The sequence below is a fragment of the Roseateles terrae genome, from assembly GCF_014192155.1.
GTDB classification, from domain to species: Bacteria; Pseudomonadota; Gammaproteobacteria; order Burkholderiales; family Burkholderiaceae_C; genus Roseateles; species Roseateles terrae.
The window spans coordinates 295,066-319,613 of sequence record NZ_JACHXO010000006.1; the positions used below are offsets into that span (position 1 = coordinate 295,066).

Here is a 24,548-nt window from a genome sequence, read left to right on the forward strand (position 1 = left end):
GCCGCCGCAAGGATCACAGCGGCTGGGTGGCGTTGACCGGGGTGGCAGCGGCCACCTGGGTGCCGTCCAGCGTGGTGGCGCGGCGGCCGGTGATGTAGACGGTGGGCAGGGTGCGCACTTCCGCCTGGGCCACCACGCGGGTGCCGGTGATGTAGACGGTCTCGAGCTTGATCGGGCGGGCGGCGTTGTCGCGCTGAGCGTGGGACTGAGATTGGGCCTGGGCCAGTCCCACGGCCAGGGCGGCGGTGGCGACGATACCGAAGGCCAGGGCCTTCACGCTGGTGGCGACGGTCTGGCGGGAAGCGGTGCGGAAGGTGTTCATGTCGATCTCCTGGGGGCTGCATCAGTGGGTCAGTGAATGCAGTGTCATCAACGCGCCTGAATCTCTCCAGGCGCGCGCGACGAAGTGGCAAGGAGACGGCGTGAACTGCAAAGAGCGCAGATAAAGGGGCTTACGCGCCGGGCGCCTGAGGGGGCTTACCTCCGCCTTGACCTTGACCTACACCGTCGCCTTTGCCTGCTTCCTCCCCTTTGCCGTCGCCCTCCTCCAGCGGCACCGGCTTCTGGCCCGCCAGCAACCCGGCGCGGCGCAAGCGGTCCAGCACGTCAAAGAGCAGATCGCTCTTGACGCCGTACGCTGCACGCGGCGAATTCACAAATCCGCTGGCGTTCAAAATCAGATTGGTGCCTTCGGCGTTGATCCCATCCAGCTGGACATTGGGCGCCGGAGATCCCAGGACCGATGGATGGGCGCGGAAGGCCTCCAGAATGATCGCCCGTGACCGAGTGATGTCGGTGGCCAGCGGCATCGGCAGCTTGAACTGCACCATGCCCAGGGACTCCCCATACGTCACGTTGCGAACGATCTTGGTGATGAACTCCGAATTGGGGACGATGACGGTGGAGCGATCCCCCATCTGGATTTCGGTCGCCCGCACGTTGATGCGGCGGATGTCCCCCTCCACCCCGGACAGCGCCACCCAGTCCCCGACCTTCACCGGCCGCTCGGCCAGCAGAATCAGTCCGGAGACAAAGTTCTGCACCACCGCCTGCAGGCCGAAGCCGATGCCCACAGACAGCGCGCTGGCCACCCACGCCACCCGTTCCAGACCCACCCCCACGGCGGACATTGCCGCTGCGATGACGGCCACCACGCCAACGTAACCAAACAGGGTGGTGGCGGACATGCGCATGCCCGCATCCATCCGGGTGGTGGGCATGTAGTGGGTGGCCAGCCACTGCTTGAGCAGCCGCACGGCGATGAGGCCGAGCACCAGCACCGCCAGGCCCTGCAGCAGGGCCATCGGCCGGAGGCTCAGTTCGCCGATCGACAGCCCTTCCTGGATGCGACCCGCACGGGCAAAGAGTTCCAGTGGGCCTTCCCCAAAAGGAGCGAGCAGCAGCACAACGGCGAACATCGCCACCATGACGCGGGCGGCACCGGTCAGCAGCACGGCGGCCTGAGCCCGGGCGCGGGCGGCGGGGGTCGCTGCAGCGGCGTGATGAGCGGCCGTGCCGCCGCCACTGGAATGACCGGGACCTCCAGCACTGCTGGCGGCGCCGGAGCTGCCCGATCCGCCTGGGTGATCCTCCTGCGCCGCTGCGGCCTGCTGGCTGCGCTTGAGCAGCCATTGCCCGATGTCCTCCACCATCGTGGACAGCAGATAGGCCGCGCTGAGAACGATCAGCCCCCAGACCAGCTGGTTCACCACAAAGCTGCCCAGGCCTACGTAACCGATCAGCACCGCCAGCAGAGAGGCCGCCAGCACCATCCACAAGGCGGAACGCAGCAGCGACAACCACAGCGGCAGGCTGGGCGGTGGCTCGGAGGGCGCATGGCTGTCCGACTTGCCGCTGGCGGGGGTCCCGGGCGTGACCGCCTCGCCGGCGCCAGTGCCCCCGCCTTCGCTATCCGCCGGCGGCGCGCCGGGCACCTCACCCTTGCGCTGCGCCTGCCGCAAGGCCGCGCCCAGCAACAGGATGAAAACCAGCGAGGAAGCTGCACTGATCGTCCACAGCATCGCATCGCTGGCCTGCAGCGCACTGGCCAGCCGCGCCAGGATCCAGGCCGCGACGATGGTGAGCGAGAACGTCGCCGGGAACCAGGCCAGCCGCGAGGCGGTCGTGTCCGGAATCGGCGGCAGCCGCCAGGAGGGCTTGCGCGGCATCAGCAGCGCGGACGCCAGGCCATACACAAAGGCACCGAACCAGACAATCGCTTCGGCGTGCGCCAGCCATTGGTCCAGACGAGCGGTGGAGTTCTCGCCCAGGCTCAGCACCAGGACCGCTGCATGACCGATCAGGCCGGGCATCAGCGTACGCGTCAGAAGAACGCCGCCGGCATACAGCGACCGTCGCAGCCGCCCCGGCGCCACCCGGTGCGCGGTGAGATGCGCCACCCCGCGCTGCACGCCGAACTGCAGCGACATCAGCACCGCCACCGTCGCGGCCAGGGTCAGCCATTGGCCGGGGGTGACCCCGGTCATCCGCAGCCGCAGCTCGTCGCCGAAGTCCTGCAGGCGGCGCATGTCCGCTGCGGTGTCCCGCGCGAACTTGCGCCAGAAGTGCACGCCCACCAGGGCATCGACCTTTTCTCCCAGCCGCGCGCCCAGCTGGGAACGACGGTTCTCCAAGGCCGTGGCGGCCGCCTGCTCCGCCTCCACCGCCATCAGCCGCGCGAGCTTGATCTGGGAATCCAGCCGCGACACCGAAGCCATCAGATCGGCCCGCTGCTTGGCGACGTCACTCGATTCCTTGACGCCATCCGCGGGCTTGCCGAGCTGCGCAAGCCGGGCCTGCACATCCTGCAGCTCCGGCTCCAGCGCCGCAGCCGCTTCCTGCGCCTGGGTCTGGGCCGACAAGGCGCGCTTGCGCAGTTGCAGGGTGGCAGCGTCGTCCAGGGTGTCGTCCTGCAGACGGCGGACGGTGTCCATGTCCTTGCGGGCGGCGTCCAGCAACTGGGCGGGGTCGGGCGGCGCGCTGTCCGGCGCTTGCTGGGCCGCGGCCAGCGCCGCAGCGCCGAGCAGCAGCGAGAGCATCAGCTGGCGCAGCACGCGGCGTAGCAGATGCGGCAGCGGTTGCGACTGCAGGGGCTGCAACAAGTGCAGCAGCGGAGACAGCAGCGCGTGAAGCATCGAAGGGCGGGGCCTGCGCACCGGGCCGGGCATCAGAGAGGGCAGGAACGAACTTGGCATCTGCCGATTGTGGCGTCAGGGCCCGATTCGGTCGGTGCGGCCCCAAACGAAGGCGCACAGTGTCCGGATCGGCGGACAGGTCCTGCACGGAACCTCACGCCGGGCGCCCCAAAAGCAAAACGCCTGGCCGAAGCCAGGCGTTGGTGCCAGCGCGCAAGCGCCGTCTGAAGCAGCGTACCGCTGAGATCAGCAGAGCTGCGTGGTGCAGGCCACCTGTGCGGCAGCCACAACGGCACCGCTCGCACGCTTGGACCGGCTGCCGGTGATGTAGACGGTGGGCAACTGCTTCACTTCCAGGCCATCGGCACGCTTGCCGGTGATGTAGACCGTCTCCAGCTGGATGGCGGATGCCAGACGGTCCTGCTGGGCTTGATGGTGGGTGATGCTCAGTGTGAGGGCGACCGTGGCGCCGAGACCGAAAGCGAATGCCTTGAAACTGGTGCTGCTCATGATGTTCTCCTTGGGGTTTGCTGCGTCAGTGATCACAGTGTCGGCAACGGCCTGCGGACTTTCCAGGCGCTCGCGATGAATGCGCGGCAAAGTGGTGTGAACTGCATCCGGCCACGACGAACGTCGGAGCGTGATGGCGTGCGATCCCGGCGCACTTCAATACACATCAGAGGGCGTCCCGGGGAGGCGGCGAGACGAAAAAAAACCCGCCACCAGGGCGGGTTCGAGCGGTGCAGACAGCAGACCGGGAGGGCCGGCAGGTCCCTCAGCCGCGAGGTTTGCTGGCCTGCTCGGCCTGAGGGCCGGGCACCGACTGGCTGCTGGCCCAGTGGGCCGGCGCGGACCGGCGCACCACATCGGCGCGGTCCGCCAGGCAGACCGCAATGACCGCGGCACTGACCACGGCGGCCAGTGCGGTGAAGAAGGTTTTGGTGACGTCGCTCATGAGGCTCTCCCTGTGTCTGCTGAAATCGGTATGGATGCTGACGGTGTCCGGCGCGCTTTGCAGAACGCGCTCCGGTCGCCGCAGACTCCCTGACTCGACCAGGGGCAACGGCGCAAGATGAACTGTGCGCGAGTGGCAGGGTGACCGCCACGCCGACGCGATGAACTGCGGACGTCCAGCGATGAACTGCTGCTGGAACGCACGGATGCAGCGTAGTCGGCTGCACCCCTTCCCGCCCTCCCCCAGAGTGGGGAACTCGGTTCACCATTCGGGGGAGCCTCATGAAGATTGGGGAGGGTGTGTCCGCGGACACCCCGTCCGCGGCGACAGGGGGCTTTCAGGTGCCGCCGTGACCCGTCACACCCGCGGAGTGGGTCCTGGCCCTATCATGGCGAGTTCGCCTCTTGCTGTGTCCAGGCCCATGTCCACCAATGTTTCGCCGTCCAACACCGTAACGTCCGATGTGGCCGATGCCCTCGAGCAACGGGGGCCGACGCTGCCTGGGCCGGTGGCCAACACGCCGGCCCTGGCCGGCGCCGCGCAGCCGGCCGGTCCGGCTCCTTCCGAGGTGCCGATGATCCGCGTGCGCGGCGCGCGCACCCACAACCTCAAGAACATCGACGTTGACCTGCCCCGCAACCAGTTGGTGGTGATCACGGGGCTGTCCGGATCGGGCAAGTCGAGCCTGGCCTTTGACACGCTCTATGCGGAAGGGCAGCGCCGGTATGTGGAAAGCCTGTCTGCCTATGCCCGTCAGTTCCTGCAGCTGATGGACAAGCCGGAGGTGGATGTCATCGAGGGCCTGTCCCCCGCCATCTCCATCGAGCAGAAGGCCACCAGCCACAACCCGCGCTCCACCGTGGGCACGGTGACGGAAATCCACGACTACCTGCGTCTGCTGTACGCCCGCGCCGGCACGCCGTTCTGCCCGGATCATCATCTGCCGCTGGAGGCGCAGAGCGTCGGGCAGATGGTGGATGCCGTGCTCGCCATGGCGGACGAATCCCGCCTGATGGTGCTGGCCCCGGTGGTGCGGGACCGCAAGGGCGAGTTCCTTGAACTGTTCCAGGACCTGCAGGCGCAGGGCTATGTGCGCTTCCGGGTGGATGGCCGCACCGTCGAGGTGCCGGACCTGCCGGCGCTGAAGAAGGCGGAGAAGCACGACATCGACGTGGTGGTCGATCGCATCAAGCTGCGTCACGACAGCGCCGACAGCCTGCGCCAGCGCCTGGCCGAAAGCTTCGAGGCCGCCCTGCGCCTGGCCGACGGACGCGCCCTGGTGCTCAACATGGACACCGAAGCCGAGCACATCTATTCCAGCAAGTTCGCCTGCCCCATCTGCAGCTATTCATTGCCGGAGCTGGAGCCGCGCCTGTTCTCCTTCAACTCGCCGGTGGGGGCCTGCCCGTCGTGTGAGGGTCTGGGTCAGGTGGTGGTGTTTGATCCGGAGCGGGTCGTGGCCTTCCCGTCACTGAGCATGGCCAGCGGCGCGGTCAAGGGCTGGGACCGTCGCAATGCCTACACCTTCTCCATGCTGGAGTCGGTGGCCAAGCACTACGATTTCGACATCGAAAAGCCGTTTGAAGAATTGCCCGCGCTGGCGCAGCAGGTCCTGCTGCAAGGCTCCGGCGAGGACGAGATCAGCTTTGTCTATCAGGCCGAAGGCGCCAATGGACGCAAGCGAAGCGTGAAGCGGTCCCATCCGTTCGAAGGCATCCTGCCCACCCTGCAACGGCGTTTCAAGGAAACCGATTCGGCCACGGTGCGGGAAGAGCTGGCACGTTATCAGAGCGCCAAGCCCTGCCCGCATTGCGAAGGCTCGCGCCTGCGTCGCGAGGCCCGGAATGTGCTGCTGCAGCCCGCCGATGCGCCGGAGGGCGTGCGGGGCAAGCCCATCTATGAAGTGGAGCACGCCACGCTGCGCGAGGCGCTGGTCTACTTTGAGCAGTTGCGGCTCAAGGGCGCCAAGGCGGAAATCGCGGACAAGGTGATCCGCGAGATCGCCTCCCGGTTGCGATTCCTCAACGACGTCGGCCTGAACTATCTCAGCCTGGACCGGAGCGCGGACACCTTGTCCGGCGGTGAGGCGCAGCGCATCCGGCTCGCCTCGCAGATCGGCTCGGGGCTGACCGGCGTGATGTACGTGCTGGATGAACCCAGCATCGGTCTGCACCAGCGGGACAACGACCGTCTGATCGCCACCCTGCGCCGCCTGCGGGACCTCGGCAACAGCGTGCTGGTGGTGGAGCACGATGAGGACGCCATCCGCGCGGCCGACCATGTGCTGGACCTGGGGCCGGGCGCCGGCGTGCATGGCGGCCGCATCATGGCGCAGGGCACGCCGGAGGAGGTGGCGGCCACGCCCGGGTCTTCGACCGGGCGGTATCTGAGCGGCCTGGATCGCATCGAGGTTCCCCGCAAGCGCCACAGCCTGGCCGACATGCCGGAGGCCCGCACCCTCAAGATCGTCAATGCCACCGGCAACAACCTCAAGGGGGTCTCGGTGGAGATTCCGGTGGGGCTGCTGACCTGCGTGACGGGCGTGTCCGGCTCCGGCAAGAGCACGCTGGTGAACGACACGCTTTACGCCGCCGTGTCCCGCAAGCTCTATCAGAGCCATCAGGAACCGGCGCCGCATGACGAGATTGACGGCATGGAGGCCTTTGACAAGGTCATCAACGTCGACCAGTCGCCGATCGGACGCACACCGCGCTCCAATCCCGCCACCTACACCGGCCTCTTCACGCCGATCCGCGAGTTGTTCGCCGAGATGCCGACCGCCCGCGAACGGGGATACGGCGCCGGCCGCTTCAGCTTCAACGTCGCGGGCGGCCGATGCGAGTCCTGCCAGGGCGACGGCGTGCTGAAGGTGGAGATGCACTTCCTGCCGGACGTCTACGTGCCCTGCGACACCTGCGGCGGCAAGCGCTACAACCGCGAGACGCTGGAGGTCCTCTACAAGGGCAAGAGCATCTCCGAAGTGCTGGGCCTGACGGTGGAAGATGCGCTGGGCTTCTTCAGCGCGGTCCCGACGCTGGCGCGCAAGCTGCAGACGCTGATGGATGTGGGCCTGGGCTATGTGAAGCTCGGCCAGAGCGCCACCACCCTCTCCGGCGGTGAAGCGCAGCGGGTGAAGCTGGCACTGGAACTGTCCAAGCGCGACACCGGGCGCACCCTCTACATCCTGGACGAACCGACCACCGGCCTGCACTTTGCGGACATCGCGCTGCTGCTCAAGGTGCTTCACCAGTTGCGGGATGCGGGCAACACCATCGTCATCATCGAACACAACCTGGACGTCATCAAAACGGCGGACTGGCTGATCGACATGGGCCCGGAAGGCGGATCCGGAGGCGGCGAGCTGCTGGTGGCCGGCACGCCGGAGGATGTGGCGGCCTGCGAGACCAGCCATACCGGTCGGTATCTGAAACCGTTGCTGGCCCGCGGTTGATTCGGCCGGTGCGGTCGGCCTGCTGCTACCGCGGCGACTGCTGCGGCTGCGGCCGCCGACGCCTCACGTCCCGCAAGCCGAGCAAGCTCAGCAGACCCGCCGCCAAGAGCATCCAGCTCTGCGGCTCGGGCACCGGCGACGGCGTGGGCGCGGGGAAGGGAGAGGGACCCGGCGACGGCACGGGCGTCGGCACCCCTGACGCGGCACTGCCGGGTGGCAACAGCACCAGCCCCAAGCCTGGCGGCGGCACGTTCGCGCTGCCACCGCCCAGCGGCATGGCGGTCGGCGTCAGGGCGGGAAGTCCGGCGGCTTGTGTGAAGCTGCCCGCATCCCCATTGCCGGCGCCGCCGCCCTCGACCTGCGGCGCACCGGCGGCCGGTGGGTCAAACAGCAATGGCGTGGTGTCTTCTTCGGTCGACCGACCCGGTGCACCGGCGGCCTTCAGCGCGCCCCGCGTGATGCGGCTGACGTTGCGGCAGACCGTCGGCACCAGCAGGCACTGACCGTCCTCGCAATAGACCAGACCGCGCTCGAGCGCCGTGTCCTTCCACTTCGCACGGGAAACCGACCGGCACACCTGGCCGGTGCCGAAATGCATGTCGCGAATCTGCGGACCGTAGTCGTAGGACCCCAGGATGGCGTCCCGGCGGATGTCGACGATCTCGTCGTACCGGCGTGCCTGCATCCGCGCCTTGAGCTTGGCACGAGTGGCAGCCGGAATGTCCTGATAGCGATCCACGGCCGCCACGAGATCCCCCATGAACGGGTTCACACCGGGACGGTCCCAGGAGCACTGCGGCAGCGTCAGGCTGGACGCGGCCAAGGCGACGGAAGCAACCAACGACATCGATTCTTGTGTGTTCAGCCGGCCTGCACAGGGTCAGACCTTGCTGTGTCGCGCCGTATCTACTTGTATCGGCACGTGGTCCGAGTGTAGGGACGCGCACTCGACCTGCTGGCCTCGAACCCCTCAGCCGGGGGTGTTCAAACCGGGGGTTTTGCATCGGTCGGCACAACATTCGCACGACGCGTCGGCAGAGCAAACAATGAGACGTGCCGCGCGAGTGCCGCAGTCTGCGTGAGGGGCAACACGGACGGCCGCCGGTTTTCGCTGGTATCGTGGTGGCAGATGTTCCCCACCGCCATGTCCGACGCCTCCGCCCCCCGCCACGTCCTGTATGTCGAGGACGACCGCATCAACATCGTGTTGATGGAGGAAGTCTTCCGCCTGATGCCCGGCTGGGTCCTGCACATCGCAGAAACCGGCGCCCAGGCGATGGAGATGCTGCCGCAGGTGATGCCCACCCTGGTGCTGATGGACATGAATCTGCCGGACATGAACGGCCTGCAGTTGATGGATCTGGTGAAGGCCGATCCGCGCCTGGCCCAGCTGCGCTGCGTGGCGCTCTCGGCCGATGTGATGGATGACCAGCGTCAGCGCGCCCGCGCGGCCGGTTTCCAGGACTACTGGCTCAAGCCCATTGACGTGCGTCAATTGCGGCTGGCCCTCGAGAAACTCTGACGCGCCCGATGCCGGATGCGTGCGACCGTTGATCGGCTCGCCAATAAAAAAGCCCGCTTGATGCGGGCTTCATCCAGAAGCGGGGGGGAACCTGTTGGCCCTCCCCCAGCCGGACCTCAGTCCTTGAGATGGCTGTTGATCAGCTTGGTCATCTCGAACATGTCGGCCTTGGCCTTGCCGAAGACTTCCTTCAGCTTGGCATCGGCATTGATGACGCGCTTTTGCGCTTCGTCCTGCAGCTTGTTCTTCTTGATGTATTCCCAGACCTTCTTGATCACGTCCGTGCGCGGCAGCGGCTTGTCGCCGACGATCGCGCCCAGCGCGGGGCTGGGGGTCAGCGCCTTCATGAAGGCCGCATTGGGCGTGCGCTTCTTTGCAGGAGCGGCTGCCTTCTTTGCAGGTGCGGCCTTCTTGGCAGGAGCCGCCTTCTTGGCGGGGGCTGCTGCTGCCTTCTTTGCAGGAGCGGCAGGTGCAGCCTTCTTCGCAGGAGCAGCGGCAGCCTTCTTTGCAGGAGCCGCCTTCTTGGCCGGTGCTGCCTTCTTGGCGGGCGCGGCCTTCTTCGCAGTTGCCATTTCGATTCTCTCCATCAAGGGTTGTTGATGTGCCGGGCCCTGGTGAAGGTCTGACGCCTTCGGTACTCGTTAGCACCCTGCGCGGGCAATGGTACTGCGGCCCTATCTCATTGAGAAGGCTTTACTGGAGAGAAATCGGCCCTCAAGTCAACGCCGGACCCCCTGTTTGTCGCGGCCTCGCATCATTTGATGGGGTGTCTCGGCGAATGAGGCGGCCGCCGACAGCTCAATAGACGTCGCGCCGATAGCGTCCCTGCTGCAGCAGCTGATCGACGCGCGCGTCGCCGAGGGCCTCGCGCAGCACCGCATCGACAGCGCCAGCCATGCCTTGCAGACTGCCGCAGACATAGATGGCGGCGTCGTCCGCCACCCATTGGCGCAGACGCTCGGACTGCTGCGCAAGCAGATGCTGGACATGCAATCGCTCGGCCTGATCGCGTGAAAACGCAAGGTCGGTGTGGCGCAGCAGACCGCTGCGTTGCCATGCGGCGATCTCGTCCCGATAGTGGGCGTCATGCGCGGACTGGCGTTCTCCGAACACCAGCCATGCGGGCGGCGATGCGGCAGCCGCGCGTGCCTGCAAGTGCGCGCGCAGTCCGGCCAGTCCGGTGCCGTTGCCGATCAGGATCAGCGGCCGCTGATGGTTATCCCCGATCCGGAAACTCGGATGGGCACGCACCCGCAAAGCGATCTCGCCATTGAGCGGCAATTGCTCGGTCAGCAATCCGGAGGCCTGACCCAGTCGGCCATCCTCGCGACGCGTTTGCCGCACGAGTAGTTCGACGCGCCCGCACTGCGGCAGGGAAGCGATGGTGTATTCCCGAGGGCGGGTGCGGCCGGCGACGTCGTTGGCGTTGGCGTTGGCGTTGGCGTTGGCATCGGCATCGGCGACGCTGGTGGCGGCCGCGATGGCCACGTCTGCGCCACCGGTGGAGTCCTCCGCCATCACGGAAGCCGGCAGCACCTGCACCAGATCCCCCGCTTCCCACGACGGCAAGGGTTGTCCCGCAGGCGGCATCAAGGCGAGGTGGAACACAGGGCCACCGAGACTGCCGGGATTGAGATGGCGCCGCTCGACCAGTTGCCACGGCTCGAAGGCGGGACCGGACCAGTCAGTGGTCTCCGGCAGATCCGCGGTGCCCGCCACATGACTCAGCCGCTGCTGCCATTGCGCAAAGCCGGCCGGATCTTCCCGGTCCACGTCGATGCGGTCGAACAGGGGCTGCGCGCCGCACTGCAGCAACCACGCGTGCACCGCGCGGCCGAAGCCGCAGAAGTGGGCGTAGGTCTGATCCCCCAGCGCCATCACGCCCACCTGCAGATGCCGCAGGTCCAGGCCCGGCGTCTGCGACATCACGTCGCGGACAAACGGGGCCGCGCTGTCGGGTGGGTCGCCTTCGCCGTAGGTGCTGGCGATGATCAGCGCATGGCGCGACGCCCGGAGGTCCTGCTCACTCACCTGCCCCAGCGCGCAGACCCGCACCGGCATGCCGGCGAGGTGGAGGAACTTGCCGGTGCGCCAGGCCAGTGATTCCGCCTGACCGGTCTGGCTGGCGTGCAGGACCAGCACCGGCGGGCCGGCGTCGGCCGTCGGCAGCAGCGCAGCCGCCTCCGCCGCAGCCGCGCGCTGCAGTCGGCGATGCCGCCATGCGACGGCCGCGCACAGGATCAGATAGAGCAGGACCAGGAGCAGCGCAAGCGCCAGGCGGGACGCCATCACATCAGAACCATCAGATCAGAAGCGCTTGCAGCGCGGAAGAGAGGTGCTCATCGAAACCACCCGACGGCCGCCGCACCACCAGGCGGGCGGCAAGCTGCTGCTGCTCGGCGAGACGCATGCCGTCGTCAGTGCCCAGCACCATCAGGGCGGTGGACCATCCGTCCGCCCACATGGCGCTGGGATGCAGCACGGTGACCGACGCCAGGCCATGGGACACCGGCCGCCGCTGGCGCGGATCGACGGTGTGGGAGATGCGCTGGCCCTGGGCGTCCTGGTAGGTCTTGCGGTAATCGCCGGAGGTGGCGACGGACAGGCCATGCAGCGCCACCCGCATCGGCGGCAGCGCAGAGTCGGGCTGCGGCGGTTCGAGATCCACCCACCAGGGTTGGCCGTCTGGCTTGAGACCGGCGCCGCGCAGCTCCCCGCCGACTTCCACCAGATGATGGGGCAGGCCCAGGCCGGTGAGCAGATCGCTGAGGCGATCCACCGCATCGCCTTTGGCAATGGCGGAAAGGTCCAGCGTGGCGCGACCCGGCTGGGTGAGTACGCGGCGTTGCGCGTCCCAGCGCAGCGACTGCCAGCCGCAGTGGGCCTGTGTGCATTGCTCAGGCGTGGGCAGGCGGAATTCAGGGTCGTCGTGGCGAAGCCAGGTGCTGGTGCTGGTGCTGGTGCGCACGGCAACGGGGTCGGCGTCGGTGTCGGCGGCGGCGTCGAAGGAGTCGGCGGTATCCATGTGGACGTCGGAACTCGCCGGCAGTCCGCTGGGGCCGAATCCCCACAGGCCGACGAGTTCGCCGGCGGTCGGGTCGTAAGCACCGTCACTGAGCGCGGCGATGTCCAGCGCGGCCGACAGCACCCGGGCAAAGCCTTCGGGCACCGCATGGTCCGAGCCGGACGCCGCACGGTTGAACCGGCTGAGAATCGACTCGGGCGTCCATTGGCTCATCTCGGCAATGACGTCATTGCAGACCCGCAGGACAGCCGCCTCGATGGCAGCCAGCCGCAACCCCGGCGGCCCCACCAACGCGACTGACCAGGTGGTCCCCATCGTCATGCCGGACAAGCGGTGCACCGGCTGTCCGAGCGCGGGAGGTTCGCCCGTGATGTCGTGGGGCACAGCGACCCGCGGCACCAGGGGATGTTCCTGGGACCAGGCGGGCAGCGGCTCCAACGGCCGGGACGGGACCTCCGCGCTCACGCCGGGGCCTTACTTGGGAAGAACTTCGAAGGTCGCGCTGACGGCAGCCCGTTGCAGCGGGGCTTCGCGGGTGCCGCGGTCAGCCCCCGCAGCGCCTGCAGCACCCGGAGCACCCGGAGCGCCCGGCCCCCCCTGCGCACCGGTGCTGGCGCCGACCCAATAGCGGCCCGGCTCGGTCCACGACACGGTGAACTCGCCCTGCGCATCCGTCTTCAGCGACACCTCGCCCAGCTTGTAGCGGTAGCGGTTGCCGTCGCGCAGCACCTTGACCGCCACGTCCGCGGCCGGCTTGCCGTCCAGCATCAGGCGGAAGCGGGTCTTGTCGCCGTGGCTGAGGTCGGTCACCGGACCCAGCGGCAGCAGTTCCAGGCCCTGGCCTTCCGGCGCGAACTGCACCTTGCCCGGCTCTTCCTTGCTGACGAAGGTCTGCTGGCGATTGGTCATCATCGTCAGCGAGGTGATTTCGGCATCGGCCGGCACGTCCTTGGCAAGGGTCGCCGGGGTGCTACGGAAGCGCTTGGTCTCGCTGCCCTGCTTGTAGGTGCCCATCAGCGCCTGGCTGACGTTGCTGATGCGATAGGTGCCGTCCTGCGGCAGCTTCACGTCAAAGCTTTCACGGTGGCGGGCGGTGCTGCGGTTGTCCGCTTCCAGCGACTGGCCGTTCGGGCCGGTGATGCGCAGGGTGTCCAGCTTCAGCGCGCGTTCGAAATTGAACAGGTCTTCGGACACGGCAGCGTCCACCGACACCACACCGTCCCGGCCGGTGACATTGGCGGTGTTGGGCAGCAGCCAGGTCATGTGGGCGCTGGCGGACAGCGGCAGCAGCAAGGCGGCGGCCAGGGCGAGCGGGGACAGGCGAGCAGCGCGGCGGCCTGCGGCGAATCGGGTGATGGCGTTCATGGAAGGACTCCTCCGTCTCAGGGCTTCGCGGTGAATTCAAGGGCGCCGAGTTCATGCTCGCCCTGCGCCGTGGCCTTCTGTGCCGACTTGATTGGCCAGGTCAGCGGCAGGCGCTGCACTTCTCGGCCGCCGGCCTCGCGGCTGGACTCCACCACGATCTCGTAGTTGCCGGCCGGCAGGTTGGCCAGGCTCGGATGGTTGTCCATGCTGATGACCTGCTCACCGGGCGCGCGGGTGGCGCCGCTGATGCCGTCGGCCGGCACCGTCAGGTTGCGGCCGCCCTGGCGCCACCATTGGCGCATGTCGCGCAGCCATTTGGTGCCGCCGTTGTTGGACTTCTTGATGTCGTACCAGACGGCGAGCTGCGCCACGGCCGGACCGGATTCGCCGGCCTTTTCCAGCCACACCGCCACATACGGGCGGTGGTATTCAGCGACGTTCAGACGCGGCAGTTCGAGCTTGAGCTGGGCGGTGGCGGCCCAGGCCGACGAGCCGGTGGCCAGGGTGCCGAGGGCGCCCAGCGCGACGAGAGAGTGACGGGTGGTGGGGTTCATGGTCATCGTTCGTGGTGCTTGATTCACAAGAGGAACTTGCAGGAGCCTGGCGATGGCTGGGCGGACTGGAGTTGTCGACGATCGGTGTTGCTGCTGTGTGTGTGCGGTGAATGTGCGGTGGCTCAGTGCATGAACAGCAAGGCCAGCAGCGCCGGGATGAGGAAGCCCAGGCCGACGATCGGCCAGGTCGTCGCACGGCTGACCGCATGGAACTTCAGGATCAGCAGGCCAGTGATCGAGAACAGCAGGCAGGCGACAGCGAAGAGGTCCAGGAACCAGCTCCAGGCCGCGCCGGCATGGCGGCCTTTGTGCAGGTCATTGAGATAGGAGATCCAGCCGCGGTCGGTGTCCTCGAATTCCACCTCGCCGGTCGTGCGGTCGATGCGCACCCAGGCGTCGCCGCCCGGGCGGGGCATCGAGAGGTAGATCTCGTCGCGGGACCATTCGGCGTCGCGGTCGTCGATCTTGCGGCCGAGGGTCGTGGTGAGCCACTCGCGCAGTGGGGCTGGCAAAGCAGATTTGTGATCCTGAGCGGCGCGGGACCGTGAGGCGGCGGGGACCGCTGTGGTGGCTGTTGCGCCTTCCGTCGCGGCAGCTGAGAGACTGCCGCTGGCGGCGCCGCCCTGGGGGGAGGTCCGGGCTGGCGTCGGTGTCGCTGACTCCGGGTCCATTGTGGCCAGCAACTCGGGCGGCAGTTGCGCCTGGCGATTCACCACGGTCGGCGTCGACTCGATGCTCGACGCATGGTTGAGCGTGATGCCGGTCGCCGCAAACAGCAGCATGCCGATGAGGCACAGCGCCGAGCTGATCCAGTGCCACTGGTGCAGCGTCTTCAGCCAGGCGGAGCGGGAGCCTGCTGTGCGTGCGGATGCGTTCGTGGCAGATGTCCCTGTAGTCGGGGAGGCCGCCGATGAAGCCGTGGAAGCGCCTGTGGCGGTCGCGGCAGGCGCAGAGCCCTGCTGTGCCTCCGGAGTGGAGGCCGCCGGGGCCGCGGAGGAAGAAGACAACTCGCGCGACATCAGGTCTCGGCCCAGAGGCGCAGCAGGTTGTGATAGTGGGCCGTGAGCGTGGTGGTCTCGGCGTTGTCGCCCAGCGTGGCCCGCAGGCGCTGGATGGTCTGGTCCAGCTCGAACATCATGTGGCGCTGCCAGTCCTGGCGGATCATGCTCTGCGTCCAGAAGAAGGAGCAGACCCGCGCGCCGCGGGTCACCGGCATCACCCGGTGCAGGCTGGTGCTGGCGTAGACGATCATGTCGCCGGCCGGCAGTTTCACCTCATGCGTGCCGTAGGTGTCCACCACTTCGAGCTCACCGCCATCGTATTCCTCCGGCTCGCACAGGAACAGCGTGGTGGAGACGTCGCTGCGCAGCGGCTGCGCAGTGCCCTGCTGCCGCATGATCGCGCCATCCACGTGGAAGCCGTAGTGCTCGCCGCCCTCGTAGCGGTTGAACAGCGGGGCCAGCGTGCGCAGCGGCAAGGCGGCCGACAGAAACAGCGGATGCCGCGCCAGCACCTGCTGGATGTGCTCGCCGATCTGCCGAGCCACCGGATGATCCACCGGCAGCTGCCGGTTCTGCTTGACCCGCGCGCCCTGCTCGCCCACGGTGGCGCGGCCATCGGTCCAGTCGGCTTCGTCCAGCAGGCGGCGCATCTCGCGGACGTCCTGTTTGCTGAGCACTTCGGGAATATGAAGAAGCATGTCGATCTCGGTCTTGAATGGCCCGCAGGCCCGCCCGTCCCATCGGCGGAACGGAACGGGCCTGCAACCCTACACCATGCGGCCGAGGCAGCGGTGTGCGGGCTTGGGGCGGCGCGTCGTCAGAAGCCGACGTTGGCGGTCAGCATTGCGGTGCGCGGAGCCCCCAGGGTCAGGCGGCCGCCACCATTGTTCAGCGAAGACATGTATTGCCTGTCGAAGAGGTTGGTGACGTTCAGCTGCAGGTTGACGTTCTTGTTGACGCGGTAGGCCGCCATGGCGTTGGCCACGGTATAGGCCGGCAGCTCCGGCAACCCGGTGCTGGCCGCGGCCGCCACGGTGATCACGCGCTTTTGCACGGCGGTGTGGCTGACGCCGGCGCCGAAGGTGAAGTCACCCCACTGATACGAAGTCCACAGCGTCGCCGACCACTTCGGCGACCAGCGGACGCCGTCCGTCACCGTCTGCACACCCGTGGTGGTGTTGACGCTGCGCTGGTTGATCTGCTTGGTGTTCATCGTCTGCACACCGGCGGTCAGTTGCCAGAAGTTGGTCAGCTGACCAACAGCCGCCAGCTCGATGCCCTCGACGCGGGTCTTGCCGCCCTGGGTCGCCACGTTGGTGACCGGGTCGACGCTGACCTGGCCGTCGTTCTCGCTGCGATAGAGCGCGGCGGTCAGGTTCAGGCGCTTGTTCAGCAGGTCCCACTTGGTGCCAAGTTCATAGTTCTTGGCTTCCTGCGGGTCGGAGGCGGTGGCGTTCTGGCCGGTGGCCGCCAGGGTGAAGTTGCTGCCGCCCGGGGGCAGGATGGAGTTCGCAGCGGCCGCATAGACGGTGCCGTTGTCCGCCAGCTTGTAGAGCAGCGCCGTGTTCCAGCTGGTCACCCACTTGCCGGCGCTGTAGGCCGCCGTGGCGGTCGAGTACTTGCTGGTGTAGTGGTCGGTGCGCAGGCCGAGCGTGAGCTTCAGCGCATCGGTCAGGGCCAGCGTGTCCAGGGCATAGATCGCCTGCGTGGTCGTGCTGCCGGAGGTGTCGCTGGCGGGGTTGCGCACCGAGCCGCCCAGGTCCACATATGGATTGGGGTTGTAGAGGTTGGCCGCCGGTGCCGCCGTGGAGGTGAACGCCTTGTTGTCCTGGCTTTCGTAAGTCAGCTCGACACCGGTGACGAGGTCATGCTTGAGGCCGGCCGTCGCGAAGCTGGTGGTCAGGCTGGTCTGGTTGGTCAGGATCTCGTTCGTCTGGTTGATGTGCTGACGCGAGCGGCTGATGGTCCAGGTGGTCGGATCGGCCGGCGTCACCGCCGTGATGTTGATGATGCCGGTCACCATCCGGTCCATGTAGGTGCGGCCGTAGCGGGAGACGTTGCGCACGGTGGTGCCGCCGCCCAGGTCCATCTCCAGCTTGGTGGTGACCATGTCGGCCTTGACGTCTTCATAGTCGTTGACGCTGCCGTAGAAGTTGCTGGTGTCCACCTTCCTGGCGGACAGCAGGGCGGTGCGGGCGTCGCCGGTCACCGTCGAGGCCAGCGTGTAGCCCGGCCAGCCGATCGACGGGATGCCGCCGTCCGGCACGTTGTTCTGGCGGATGTGCTGCGAGTAGATGAAGAAGCGGGTCGGCGTGCCCAGGCCGAAGGCCAGCGACGGGGCCAGCGCGTAGGTCTTCTTCTTCACGATGTCGCGACCCGGCACGCCGGAGTCGTCCCACACACCGTTCAGGCGAACCGCCATGCCTTCCGACAGCTTCTGGTTCACATCCACCGAGGCGCGCTTGCGGTCGGCGGTGCCGATGGTGGCCGAGCCTTCGATGAAGGAGTCCGCCTGCGGCAGCTTGGTGATCAGGTTGATGTAGCCGGCGCTGGCAGCGCGACCGGTGTCGGCGCCGGAGGGGCCCTTCACCACTTCGATCTGCTCGAGGTTGAAGACGTCGCGGGTCACGGCGCCCAGGTCTCGGATGCCATCGACGAAGGTGGAAGTGCTGGCGGAGAAGCCGCGCATCTGGAAGGTGTCGCCAGCCGAGGTGTTGCCGTTTTCGCCCAGCTGCATCGTGATGCCCGGGGTGTTCTGCAGCGCATCCATCAGCGACACGGCGCCCTGCTCACGCAGCACTTCCTTGCGAATCACCTGGATGGTCTTGGGCGTTTCCAGCAGCGGCTGGGTCAGCTTGGACGATGCGCTCTTCTCGACCTTGTAGTCCGACGCCGCCGTGCCATCCACCCGGACGGTGGGCAGGAAGGTGCTGCTGCTGCTGGAGGGGGTCGTGTCGGCCGCGGCGGGGGCGGGGGCCGGATCGGCCTGGGCCACCAGGGGCATTGCGAAGGACGCGGCCAGTGCTGCCAGCGGTGCCACCGCATGCTTGCGGCTCTTGATGTACGTAGCCATGAAGGAAGAGCTCCGAAGTCTTGTCGAATGTGTCGATGGGCTCTGCTGGCTGCGTGTGGCTGGCCTGGCACCGGCGCTCTACTGCGCACCTGATGCGAAAGCCCCTCCCTGTCCACGACTGGCTGGCGGCAAGTCCGTTCCGTTTCTGGAACCGAAGCCGCAGATGCTAATTATTCGCATTTGGGTATGTCAAAGGCTTTCTTGGCTGGCTGGCGCGCGTTCGTGGTGGGCACACGACGAAATCCGGCGGAAACACGCTGCAAAACGGAAACGGGCACCTGCGAAGGTGCCCGTTGTGGGGTGCGCTTCGAGCGCGCGGGAGTGCGGGTTAGGACTGGGGGCCGGCCCACAAAAGCGCTCTGTCGGACGCCGCGAGACACCGCTGGACGGCCCGCGGCGGCCTTCAGCCGCGCGGCACAGGCCCTTGCGAACCTTGTGCCGACGCCCTGCCCGATCAGCTCAGCGAACCGGACTGCTCGCCCGACTTCAACTTGGGCGCGGTGCGCACACTCATGATCATCGTCACCGCGAGGATGCCGATCACGGTGCCCAGTGAGATCAGCACCGGGATCTTGACCAGATCGATCAGCAGCATCTTCGTCCCGATAAACACCAGCACCACCGCCAGACCATAGCTCAGCAGATGGAACTTCGATGCCATCGCCGCCAGCAGGAAATACATCGCACGCAGGCCCAGGATCGCAAAGATGTTGGAGCTCAGCACGATGAACGGATCGGAAGTGATCGCAAAGATGGCCGGGATCGAGTCCACCGCAAAGATCACGTCCGTCAGGCCGACCAGGGCAATCACCAGCAGCATCGGCGTCGCGATCCGCTTGCCGTTCTCGACGGTGAAGAACTTTTCACCGTCGAAGCTCTTGCTCACCGGCATGATTCTGCGCAGCAGCTTCAGTGCCGGATTGCTTTCCAGATCCGGCTCCTGACCCGCCGCCCACCACATCTTGATGCCGGTGATCAGCAGGAAGGCACCGAAGAGGTAGAGCACCCAGTGGAACTGCGCGATCAGCCAGCCACCCACCAGGATCATCGCCGTGCGCAGCACGATGGCGCCGATGATGCCGATCATCAGCACCCGCTTCTGGAAGGCGCTGGGCACCGCGAAGTAGGTGAAGATCATCAGGAAGACAAAGATGTTGTCCACCGCCAGGGATTTCTCGATGAGATACCCGGTGATGAACTCCAGGGCCTTGGTATTGGCCACCTCGGTGCTGCCGGTGCCGTCGCGGACGGCCCACCACAGCAGGCCCATGAAGGCGACGCTCATCGCCACCCAGACGATGGACCAGTTCACCGCCTCCTTGACCGTGACGTCATGAGCGCCCTGCTTGCGCAGCACGACGAAGTCCACGATGAGCGCCAGCACCACGATGCCGACGAACACCACCCACAGCCAGTCTGGCACGATTGTGCTCATACAGTCCCCTTGCAAGCAGGACGCCCATCATGAGGGGTCGTCCCGAGTGATACCAGTGCCTGTCCCCCACGTCGGGAGAACGGCGCCAACGCCCGAAAGGTCTTGCAAGGCTGGGGTGGGACAGAGGGTTCCCCTCCAGGTGCAGCGTCCGGCTGTCCGCGGACAACGTATTGACGAATCGCTGCCGCGGCAGAACCGCGTGGCTACTCCCCTTTCGGAAGTTCGGATTATGCGGATGGGTCGTCAGATTTCAATTCGGTTTTTTCTACGCTCGGCTCCCGGTATGCTGGCGACATGAAGACCTTGATCCGTTGGTTGCTGCTGGCCGGCGCCTTGCTGCTGGTGGCACATCTTTATCCTGGCGTGCAGGTGAAGAGCTTCACCTCGGCGCTGATCGCGGCGCTGGTGCTGGGCCTGTTCAACACCTTGCTACGGCCGGTGCTGGTGCTGCTGACGCTGCCCGTCACACTGCTGACGCTGGGGCTGTTCCTCTTCGTCATCAATGCGCTGCTGTTCTGGGCGACGGCGTCGGTGCTGGACGGTTTCACCGTCACCGGCTTCCCGGCGGCGCTGATCGGCTCGCTGATCTACAGCCTGTGCGGCATGGCGATCGATGTGCTGATGGAGCGGCTCTTCCCGGACAGCGAATGAAATCAGGGCCTGCAGCGTTGACGCTGGCAGGCCCTGGGGACCGACGTCAGTTCGACGGATTTGGCGCGACCCCGGTCGTGATCTGGGGAGGTGGACGCAGCAGGTTGCCGTCGGCCACGTGCTCACGCCGTCACTGCGTCAGTCAGTCACTCCGTCAGGCGGTCACCCATTCGCGGCTCCCTGGCGCCGCGACCTCAAGGCTCCGCCCCTGGCGGCACGCCACGTGGATACATCTCCGCCAGCATCTGCCGACGCTCATACAACAGGCTGCGCAGGCGCGCATCGATGACGGATGCTTCAATCTGGTCTGAATCGCGGCCGCGGGACAGCCGGGAGGCGGAGCGAAGACGATCGATGGCACCGACGATGTCGCCCATCGCCGCACGCGCTTCCCCTTGTGCCCGCACCGAGCGCAAGGGCTGGTCCAGTTGCTGCCACAGCGGCGCAATCTCCTGCCAGCCCAGCGCGTCGTTGTTGTTGAGGCTCAGGTAGGTCTGCAAGGAATCCGCCGCCGCCCGCTTGACCTCAGGACGCCCGTCGGCCTTTGCCAGCTCGGCCTTCATCATCACCATCGGGCGGGACCGTTCGTCCTTCAGGGCGTCGAGAGCCGCAAAACCGGCGTCCGGCTTCCCACGCGCCAGCTCGAACTCTGCATGCAGGTAGACCATCATCCGCTTGGCACCGGGATCGGCGCCGAGCATGCCGGCAATCGCGTCGGCCGTTTTCAAGGTCGTCTCCGCGCGCGAGAACTCCCGCAGCTTGATGGACGCCAGTGCGCTGGCATAACGGGCGGCCAGCTGGTCCATCTGGGTGCCTTGACGCGAGCCCGCATCCAAGCCCTGCAGGTAGCGCCATGCCTCTGCCCGCTGATCCATCAGCACCTTGGAGCGCGCCGCCATCAGCGCATGTTCCGTGGTGCCCACCACCCGGGTTTCTCCAGCCGTGCCCAGACGTGCCCGTGCCTCGCCGATCCGTTCACTGGTCAAGGGGTGGCTGCGCAGGTAGGGATAAGCGCCCGAATCCATCAGGTGATAGGACTGCTCCATTCGCTCGAACATGCTGGCCATGCCGGCGGGCGCGTAGCCCGCCTGCGTCATGACCTGAAAGCCCACACGGTCCGCTTCGCGTTCCATGTCCCGCGAAAAGTTCAGCGAGGCCTGCGCCGCGGCGGCCTGGCTGCCCATCACCGCAGCCTGCACGCCGTCGGTGTTGCGGCTGCGGGCGGCGGCGAGGATGCCCAGGATCATGCCGGCCGTCGCCAGCATCGAATTGCGTGATTCGCCGATGTAGCTGCGGGCGATGTGGCGCTGCGTGACGTGGGAGAGTTCGTGGCCCAGCACCGACGCGAGCTCGTCCCGCGCGCCAGTCATGGCGATCAGGCCCAGGTGCACGCCGATGTAGCCGCCCGGCAGGGCAAAGGCGTTGACCGACTTGTCACGCACCAGGAACACTTCCCAGGCGAACCGATCGGTGGTGTCGTCACTGATATTGCCCAGCTTGCGCGCGGCCTGGACCAGCGGGCTGAAGGTGCCCTGCACATATTCGAGCAGCAGCGGATCGTCCAGATAGTCCGGATCGGGCCGGATGCTGCGCATGATCTGGTCGCCCAGCTTCTTTTCAGCGCTGATGCTGACCTCGGCCGATACCGAGTCGCCCAAGGCGGGCAGATTGACCTGCGCCCAGACGGATTGCGTCAGCAGCGTGGCGCTGAGCAGCGCCGCAAGGCCGCGCCGCCAGGGCCGTGCGGGGGCACGCCCTGCACGGTGGCGGGGGGTGGGACCGATAGCATTCATTCGCTTCAAGGCATCTCCAAGACCACGATCTATCATGGCGCCATTCTGGTTTCCCAATTGTTGCCCTCGTGGGCCCGCACTGCCATGAGCTCACCTCTCACCCATTTTGACGCCGAAGGCCAAGCCCACATGGTGGATGTCGGCGGCAAAGAAGTCACCCACCGAGTGGCGCGGGCCGCAGGCCGTATCCGTATGCTGCCAGAGACCTTGGCCTTGATTGTCAAAGGCGAGGCAAAAAAGGGCGATGTCTTGGGAGTTGCCCGCATCGCGGCGATTCAGGCCGCCAAGCGAACGTCTGACCTGATCCCGCTGTGCCATCCGCTGCCGATCACGCGGGTGGCGATTGAATTTGAGATCGACGAAGCGGCCTTTGCGGTGGTCTGCACCGCGCAGGTCGAAACGCTGGGCCGCACGGGCGTCGAGATGGAAGCGCTGACCGCAGTCCAGGTCGGCCTGCTCACGATCTACGACATGTGCAAGGCGGCCGACCGCGGCATGGTGATGGAGCAGATCCGCGTGCTGGAGAAGCACGGCGGAAAGTCCGGGGATTGGATCGCGAAGGTGTGAGCGCGGAGGGGCGCAGCGGCAGCCCTCGGCGCTCAGCGCTCAGCGCATCTCGCGGAAACCGTAATCCCGCGAAGGCAGGTCGCACTGGTAGGGACGGGGCTGCAGCCCGGTCTCCTCCGCCACCTTGCACTCCTCGAAGAACTCGTCCCCGACCGGATTGCGGAACTCCTTCAGGCGCTGTGCAAGATAACGAGCCTTGTCCACCTCGCCAACCGACGCGAGCGACCGGGACCACGCCACCATCAGCCGCGTGTCGATCAGGTGATGACCGGTCCTCTGGGCCGCCACCAGCGCCTCGGCGCTGGGTGGCACCACCGTGGCGATGGCGTAATCCGCCTGCAGGTCAAACAGCGGCGAGCGCTGCCCGATGGCCATGCGGTCCTCCAGTGACGCGGCGTCCGCCGGCGGTGCATAGATGTGCACGATGCGCAGATAGTCCCAGACGGTCACTGGCACCAGCAGCGCGGCAGCGGCGCCCAGGGCGGCCAGATCCCAGCGCGTCACGCCGCGCGCCGTGGCGAATCCGCCGGAGGCACTGACTCCCGGGGAGTTGCCGTCCCCCGAGGACGCCTTGATGCCATCGCCATGGAGAGGCGCGCCGGCTGGCGCATCCGCATCCGCAGCCAACGCCTCCGGCATCCGCCGCAGGCTCAGGCCGTAAGCGAAGGCAGCGGGCAACAGGAAGTAGGCGTACCAGAGCGGGTACTCCGACATGCTGTGCAAGCCAATCATCAGCACCACCATGAAGGCGCAGAAGCTGGCGCCGCTGACATCCTGCAGGCTGCGCCTCCAGGCCAGCAGAAAGCCGACGAACAGCAATCCGACGACCAGCAGGCCCGCCGGCCAGCCCAGCTCCACCAGCAACTGCAGCACCATGTTGTGGCAGTGGTCGAAGAACGCGACCGGCCGGTCCGGGAACGGGGTCATCGTCCAGGCAAAATTGAAATCGCCCCAGCCGGTGCCGGTCCACGGGTTCTGCTGCAGCAGCGACCAGGTGTTGCGCAGGATGGCCAGGCGCGAGGGCGAGCCCGCGCCTTCATCGCTCAGCCGGGTTTCGGCGCCGAAGGCGTGGCCACTTGCATGGGTCCAGAACCGCACGAGCAGCCAGCTCAAACCGAACATCACCGGCGTCAGCGACAACGCCAGGCGCGGGCCGGCGCGCAAGCCGCCCTCGGAACGTCGCCAAGCGCTCATCAGCCAGCTGCCCAGCCCCCACACCGCGAGCAGCCCCACGCCGATGAAACCAGTGCGGGAGGCGCTGAACAGCACACACAGGACCAACAGGAAGAGCAGTCCGCACAGCGCCACGGTCGCGCGGCGGGCGCTGCCGAGCTGCCGCTCCAGCCACCCGCCTTGCCCCAGCCAGACGGCCGCCACACAGCTCCACAGCAGCAGGCTGGCCAGATGGTTGGGCTGGCGCATGTTGCCCACGGCGCGGCCGGCCAGACCCGTGCGCGCGATGAAAGTCCCATCGGCCCAACTGGGAACGAAGAACTGCACAAAGCTGACGACGGCGCTGAGCAGGCCGGCACCGACCAGCGCCAGGCAGAACAGGGTGACCAGACGATTGTGATGAACAGCCCGCACCGCTTGAGCGCCCTGGATGAGGACCAGCGCGCCGAAGAGCATCGCCGCGCCCGAGAGGGCGATCGACCAGGGTAATCCGTTGAGCAGCGGGGCGGTGAGCGCCGCCGCCAGCATCACCCCCAGCGCGCCGGTGACGGGCTCCAGACGCCAGCCACGATTGAGTACGCCACCCAGGGCCAGGCCGATGAGCGTCACGCCAAAGCCGAAAAAGGCCAGCAACTGGTTGTAGAGCGTCGCGGACGGCGTCTGATTGAAGGCGAACAGGGGGGCGAGGGTGACGCCGATGAGCAGGCCGACCGACATCAGCCAGGAGCTGCTCGCAACTGTCGCATGGGACGTGGGCGTGCCGGAGTCGGCAGGTACGGGAGCTGTAGCAGGCTGGGGCGCGTCGATCGTCATGTGAAATCCAAGGCGGCGGACAAGGCGGAACTCTAA

The 24,548-nt window shown here is 66.9% G+C and carries 20 protein-coding genes; 4 read left to right on the forward strand and 16 right to left on the reverse strand.

Features of this window, described 5'->3' with window-relative positions:
* Positions 1–13: 13 nt before the first annotated feature.
* The 4 genes from FHS28_RS17495 to FHS28_RS17510 form a co-directional block, all read right to left on the reverse strand.
* Complete coding sequence (locus tag FHS28_RS17495) at positions 14–322, reverse strand: hypothetical protein (RefSeq protein ID WP_088453295.1); 309 nt, start codon at positions 320–322, stop codon at positions 14–16.
* A gap of 130 nt (positions 323–452) precedes the next feature.
* Entirely contained in the window at positions 453–3,194 is a 2,742-nt protein-coding gene (locus tag FHS28_RS17500; RefSeq protein WP_088453294.1) for a DUF3772 domain-containing protein, read from the reverse strand.
* Between the two features lie 186 nt (positions 3,195–3,380).
* The gene (locus FHS28_RS17505; RefSeq protein WP_184295104.1) at positions 3,381–3,644 is read right to left on the reverse strand and encodes a hypothetical protein; all 264 of its coding nucleotides are present in this window, start codon (positions 3,642–3,644) and stop codon (positions 3,381–3,383) included.
* A 265-nt stretch (positions 3,645–3,909) separates the two neighbouring features.
* On the reverse strand, positions 3,910–4,089 hold the full coding sequence (locus FHS28_RS17510; protein ID WP_088453292.1) for a hypothetical protein: 180 nt from the start codon (positions 4,087–4,089) through the stop codon (positions 3,910–3,912).
* Positions 4,090–4,663: 574 nt separating this feature from the next.
* Between FHS28_RS17510 and uvrA the strand changes: the two genes are divergently transcribed.
* Positions 4,664–7,540 (forward strand): excinuclease ABC subunit UvrA, encoded by a 2,877-nt coding sequence (gene uvrA, locus FHS28_RS17515; protein ID WP_184295135.1) that lies wholly within the window; start codon positions 4,664–4,666, stop codon positions 7,538–7,540.
* Positions 7,541–7,565: 25 nt separating this feature from the next.
* Here uvrA and FHS28_RS17520 read toward each other — a convergent pair whose 3' ends face one another.
* Positions 7,566–8,387: an MHFG family PEP-CTERM protein gene (locus tag FHS28_RS17520; RefSeq protein WP_088453291.1), complete on the reverse strand. Its 822-nt coding sequence runs from the start codon at positions 8,385–8,387 to the stop codon at positions 7,566–7,568.
* Positions 8,388–8,684: 297 nt separating this feature from the next.
* Between FHS28_RS17520 and FHS28_RS17525 the strand changes: the two genes are divergently transcribed.
* Complete coding sequence (locus tag FHS28_RS17525) at positions 8,685–9,062, forward strand: response regulator (RefSeq protein WP_184295108.1); 378 nt, start codon at positions 8,685–8,687, stop codon at positions 9,060–9,062.
* 116 nt (positions 9,063–9,178) lie between these two features.
* Here the strand turns inward: FHS28_RS17525 and FHS28_RS17530 are convergent, their stop codons facing one another.
* The 9 genes from FHS28_RS17530 to FHS28_RS17570 all read right to left on the reverse strand — a co-directional run bounded on the left by FHS28_RS17530 (position 9,179) and on the right by FHS28_RS17570 (position 19,515).
* Positions 9,179–9,634 carry an SWIB/MDM2 domain-containing protein gene (locus FHS28_RS17530; RefSeq protein WP_088453289.1) on the reverse strand — a complete coding sequence of 152 codons (456 nt, stop codon included), beginning with the start codon at positions 9,632–9,634 and terminating at the stop codon, positions 9,179–9,181.
* A gap of 226 nt (positions 9,635–9,860) precedes the next feature.
* Complete coding sequence (locus FHS28_RS17535; protein ID WP_088453288.1) at positions 9,861–11,351, reverse strand: sulfite reductase subunit alpha; 1,491 nt, start codon at positions 11,349–11,351, stop codon at positions 9,861–9,863.
* 13 nt (positions 11,352–11,364) lie between these two features.
* Positions 11,365–12,552, reverse strand: a complete 1,188-nt coding sequence (locus FHS28_RS17540; protein ID WP_184295111.1) for an FAD:protein FMN transferase — start codon at positions 12,550–12,552, stop codon at positions 11,365–11,367.
* A gap of 9 nt (positions 12,553–12,561) precedes the next feature.
* Positions 12,562–13,452 carry a DUF4198 domain-containing protein gene (locus FHS28_RS17545; RefSeq protein ID WP_088453287.1) on the reverse strand — a complete coding sequence of 297 codons (891 nt, stop codon included), beginning with the start codon at positions 13,450–13,452 and terminating at the stop codon, positions 12,562–12,564.
* Positions 13,453–13,469: 17 nt separating this feature from the next.
* Complete coding sequence (locus FHS28_RS17550) at positions 13,470–14,006, reverse strand: DUF2271 domain-containing protein (RefSeq protein ID WP_088453470.1); 537 nt, start codon at positions 14,004–14,006, stop codon at positions 13,470–13,472.
* Between the two features lie 122 nt (positions 14,007–14,128).
* The gene (locus FHS28_RS17555) at positions 14,129–14,842 is read right to left on the reverse strand and encodes a PepSY-associated TM helix domain-containing protein (RefSeq protein ID WP_246410329.1); all 714 of its coding nucleotides are present in this window, start codon (positions 14,840–14,842) and stop codon (positions 14,129–14,131) included.
* 182 nt (positions 14,843–15,024) lie between these two features.
* A complete protein-coding gene (locus FHS28_RS17560) occupies positions 15,025–15,705 on the reverse strand; it encodes a Fe2+-dependent dioxygenase (protein ID WP_088453285.1) in 681 nt (226 codons plus the stop codon).
* Positions 15,706–15,824: 119 nt separating this feature from the next.
* Positions 15,825–18,080 carry a TonB-dependent siderophore receptor gene (locus tag FHS28_RS17565; protein ID WP_088453284.1) on the reverse strand — a complete coding sequence of 752 codons (2,256 nt, stop codon included), beginning with the start codon at positions 18,078–18,080 and terminating at the stop codon, positions 15,825–15,827.
* A gap of 454 nt (positions 18,081–18,534) precedes the next feature.
* On the reverse strand, positions 18,535–19,515 hold the full coding sequence (locus tag FHS28_RS17570; RefSeq protein ID WP_088453283.1) for a TerC family protein: 981 nt from the start codon (positions 19,513–19,515) through the stop codon (positions 18,535–18,537).
* 294 nt (positions 19,516–19,809) lie between these two features.
* Between FHS28_RS17570 and FHS28_RS17575 the strand changes: the two genes are divergently transcribed.
* Positions 19,810–20,166, forward strand: coding sequence for a phage holin family protein (locus FHS28_RS17575; protein WP_088453282.1), 357 nt, complete (start codon positions 19,810–19,812; stop codon positions 20,164–20,166).
* Between the two features lie 194 nt (positions 20,167–20,360).
* Here the strand turns inward: FHS28_RS17575 and FHS28_RS17580 are convergent, their stop codons facing one another.
* The gene (locus FHS28_RS17580) at positions 20,361–21,959 is read right to left on the reverse strand and encodes a M48 family metalloprotease (RefSeq protein ID WP_184295114.1); all 1,599 of its coding nucleotides are present in this window, start codon (positions 21,957–21,959) and stop codon (positions 20,361–20,363) included.
* Positions 21,960–22,043: 84 nt separating this feature from the next.
* On the opposite strand from FHS28_RS17580, the gene moaC reads away from it, so the two are divergent.
* Positions 22,044–22,526: a cyclic pyranopterin monophosphate synthase MoaC gene (moaC, locus tag FHS28_RS17585; RefSeq protein WP_088453469.1), complete on the forward strand. Its 483-nt coding sequence runs from the start codon at positions 22,044–22,046 to the stop codon at positions 22,524–22,526.
* A 39-nt stretch (positions 22,527–22,565) separates the two neighbouring features.
* Here moaC and FHS28_RS17590 read toward each other — a convergent pair whose 3' ends face one another.
* Complete coding sequence (locus FHS28_RS17590; protein WP_088453279.1) at positions 22,566–24,512, reverse strand: PglL family O-oligosaccharyltransferase; 1,947 nt, start codon at positions 24,510–24,512, stop codon at positions 22,566–22,568.
* Between the last annotated feature and the right edge of the window lie 36 nt (positions 24,513–24,548).

Excerpts from the sequence above, each read along its gene's own strand:
- FHS28_RS17525 (WP_184295108.1), top strand. The coding sequence starts at position 8,685 with ATGTCCGACGCCTCCGCCCCCCGCCACGTCCTGTATGTCGAGGACGAC.
- FHS28_RS17550 (WP_088453470.1), bottom strand. The coding sequence starts at position 14,006 with ATGAACCCCACCACCCGTCACTCTCTCGTCGCGCTGGGCGCCCTCGGC.
- FHS28_RS17495 (WP_088453295.1), bottom strand. The coding sequence starts at position 322 with ATGAACACCTTCCGCACCGCTTCCCGCCAGACCGTCGCCACCAGCGTG.
- FHS28_RS17520 (WP_088453291.1), bottom strand. The coding sequence starts at position 8,387 with ATGTCGTTGGTTGCTTCCGTCGCCTTGGCCGCGTCCAGCCTGACGCTG.
- FHS28_RS17510 (WP_088453292.1), bottom strand. The coding sequence starts at position 4,089 with ATGAGCGACGTCACCAAAACCTTCTTCACCGCACTGGCCGCCGTGGTC.
- FHS28_RS17545 (WP_088453287.1), bottom strand. The coding sequence starts at position 13,452 with ATGAACGCCATCACCCGATTCGCCGCAGGCCGCCGCGCTGCTCGCCTG.
- FHS28_RS17570 (WP_088453283.1), bottom strand. The coding sequence starts at position 19,515 with ATGAGCACAATCGTGCCAGACTGGCTGTGGGTGGTGTTCGTCGGCATC.
- FHS28_RS17530 (WP_088453289.1), bottom strand. The coding sequence starts at position 9,634 with ATGGCAACTGCGAAGAAGGCCGCGCCCGCCAAGAAGGCAGCACCGGCC.
- moaC (WP_088453469.1), top strand. The coding sequence starts at position 22,044 with ATGAGCTCACCTCTCACCCATTTTGACGCCGAAGGCCAAGCCCACATG.
- uvrA (WP_184295135.1), top strand. The coding sequence starts at position 4,664 with ATGATCCGCGTGCGCGGCGCGCGCACCCACAACCTCAAGAACATCGAC.
- FHS28_RS17560 (WP_088453285.1), bottom strand. The coding sequence starts at position 15,705 with ATGCTTCTTCATATTCCCGAAGTGCTCAGCAAACAGGACGTCCGCGAG.
- FHS28_RS17535 (WP_088453288.1), bottom strand. The coding sequence starts at position 11,351 with ATGGCGTCCCGCCTGGCGCTTGCGCTGCTCCTGGTCCTGCTCTATCTG.
- FHS28_RS17565 (WP_088453284.1), bottom strand. The coding sequence starts at position 18,080 with ATGGCTACGTACATCAAGAGCCGCAAGCATGCGGTGGCACCGCTGGCA.
- FHS28_RS17500 (WP_088453294.1), bottom strand. The coding sequence starts at position 3,194 with ATGCCAAGTTCGTTCCTGCCCTCTCTGATGCCCGGCCCGGTGCGCAGG.
- FHS28_RS17575 (WP_088453282.1), top strand. The coding sequence starts at position 19,810 with ATGAAGACCTTGATCCGTTGGTTGCTGCTGGCCGGCGCCTTGCTGCTG.
- FHS28_RS17580 (WP_184295114.1), bottom strand. The coding sequence starts at position 21,959 with ATGAATGCTATCGGTCCCACCCCCCGCCACCGTGCAGGGCGTGCCCCC.
- FHS28_RS17505 (WP_184295104.1), bottom strand. The coding sequence starts at position 3,644 with ATGAGCAGCACCAGTTTCAAGGCATTCGCTTTCGGTCTCGGCGCCACG.
- FHS28_RS17590 (WP_088453279.1), bottom strand. The coding sequence starts at position 24,512 with ATGACGATCGACGCGCCCCAGCCTGCTACAGCTCCCGTACCTGCCGAC.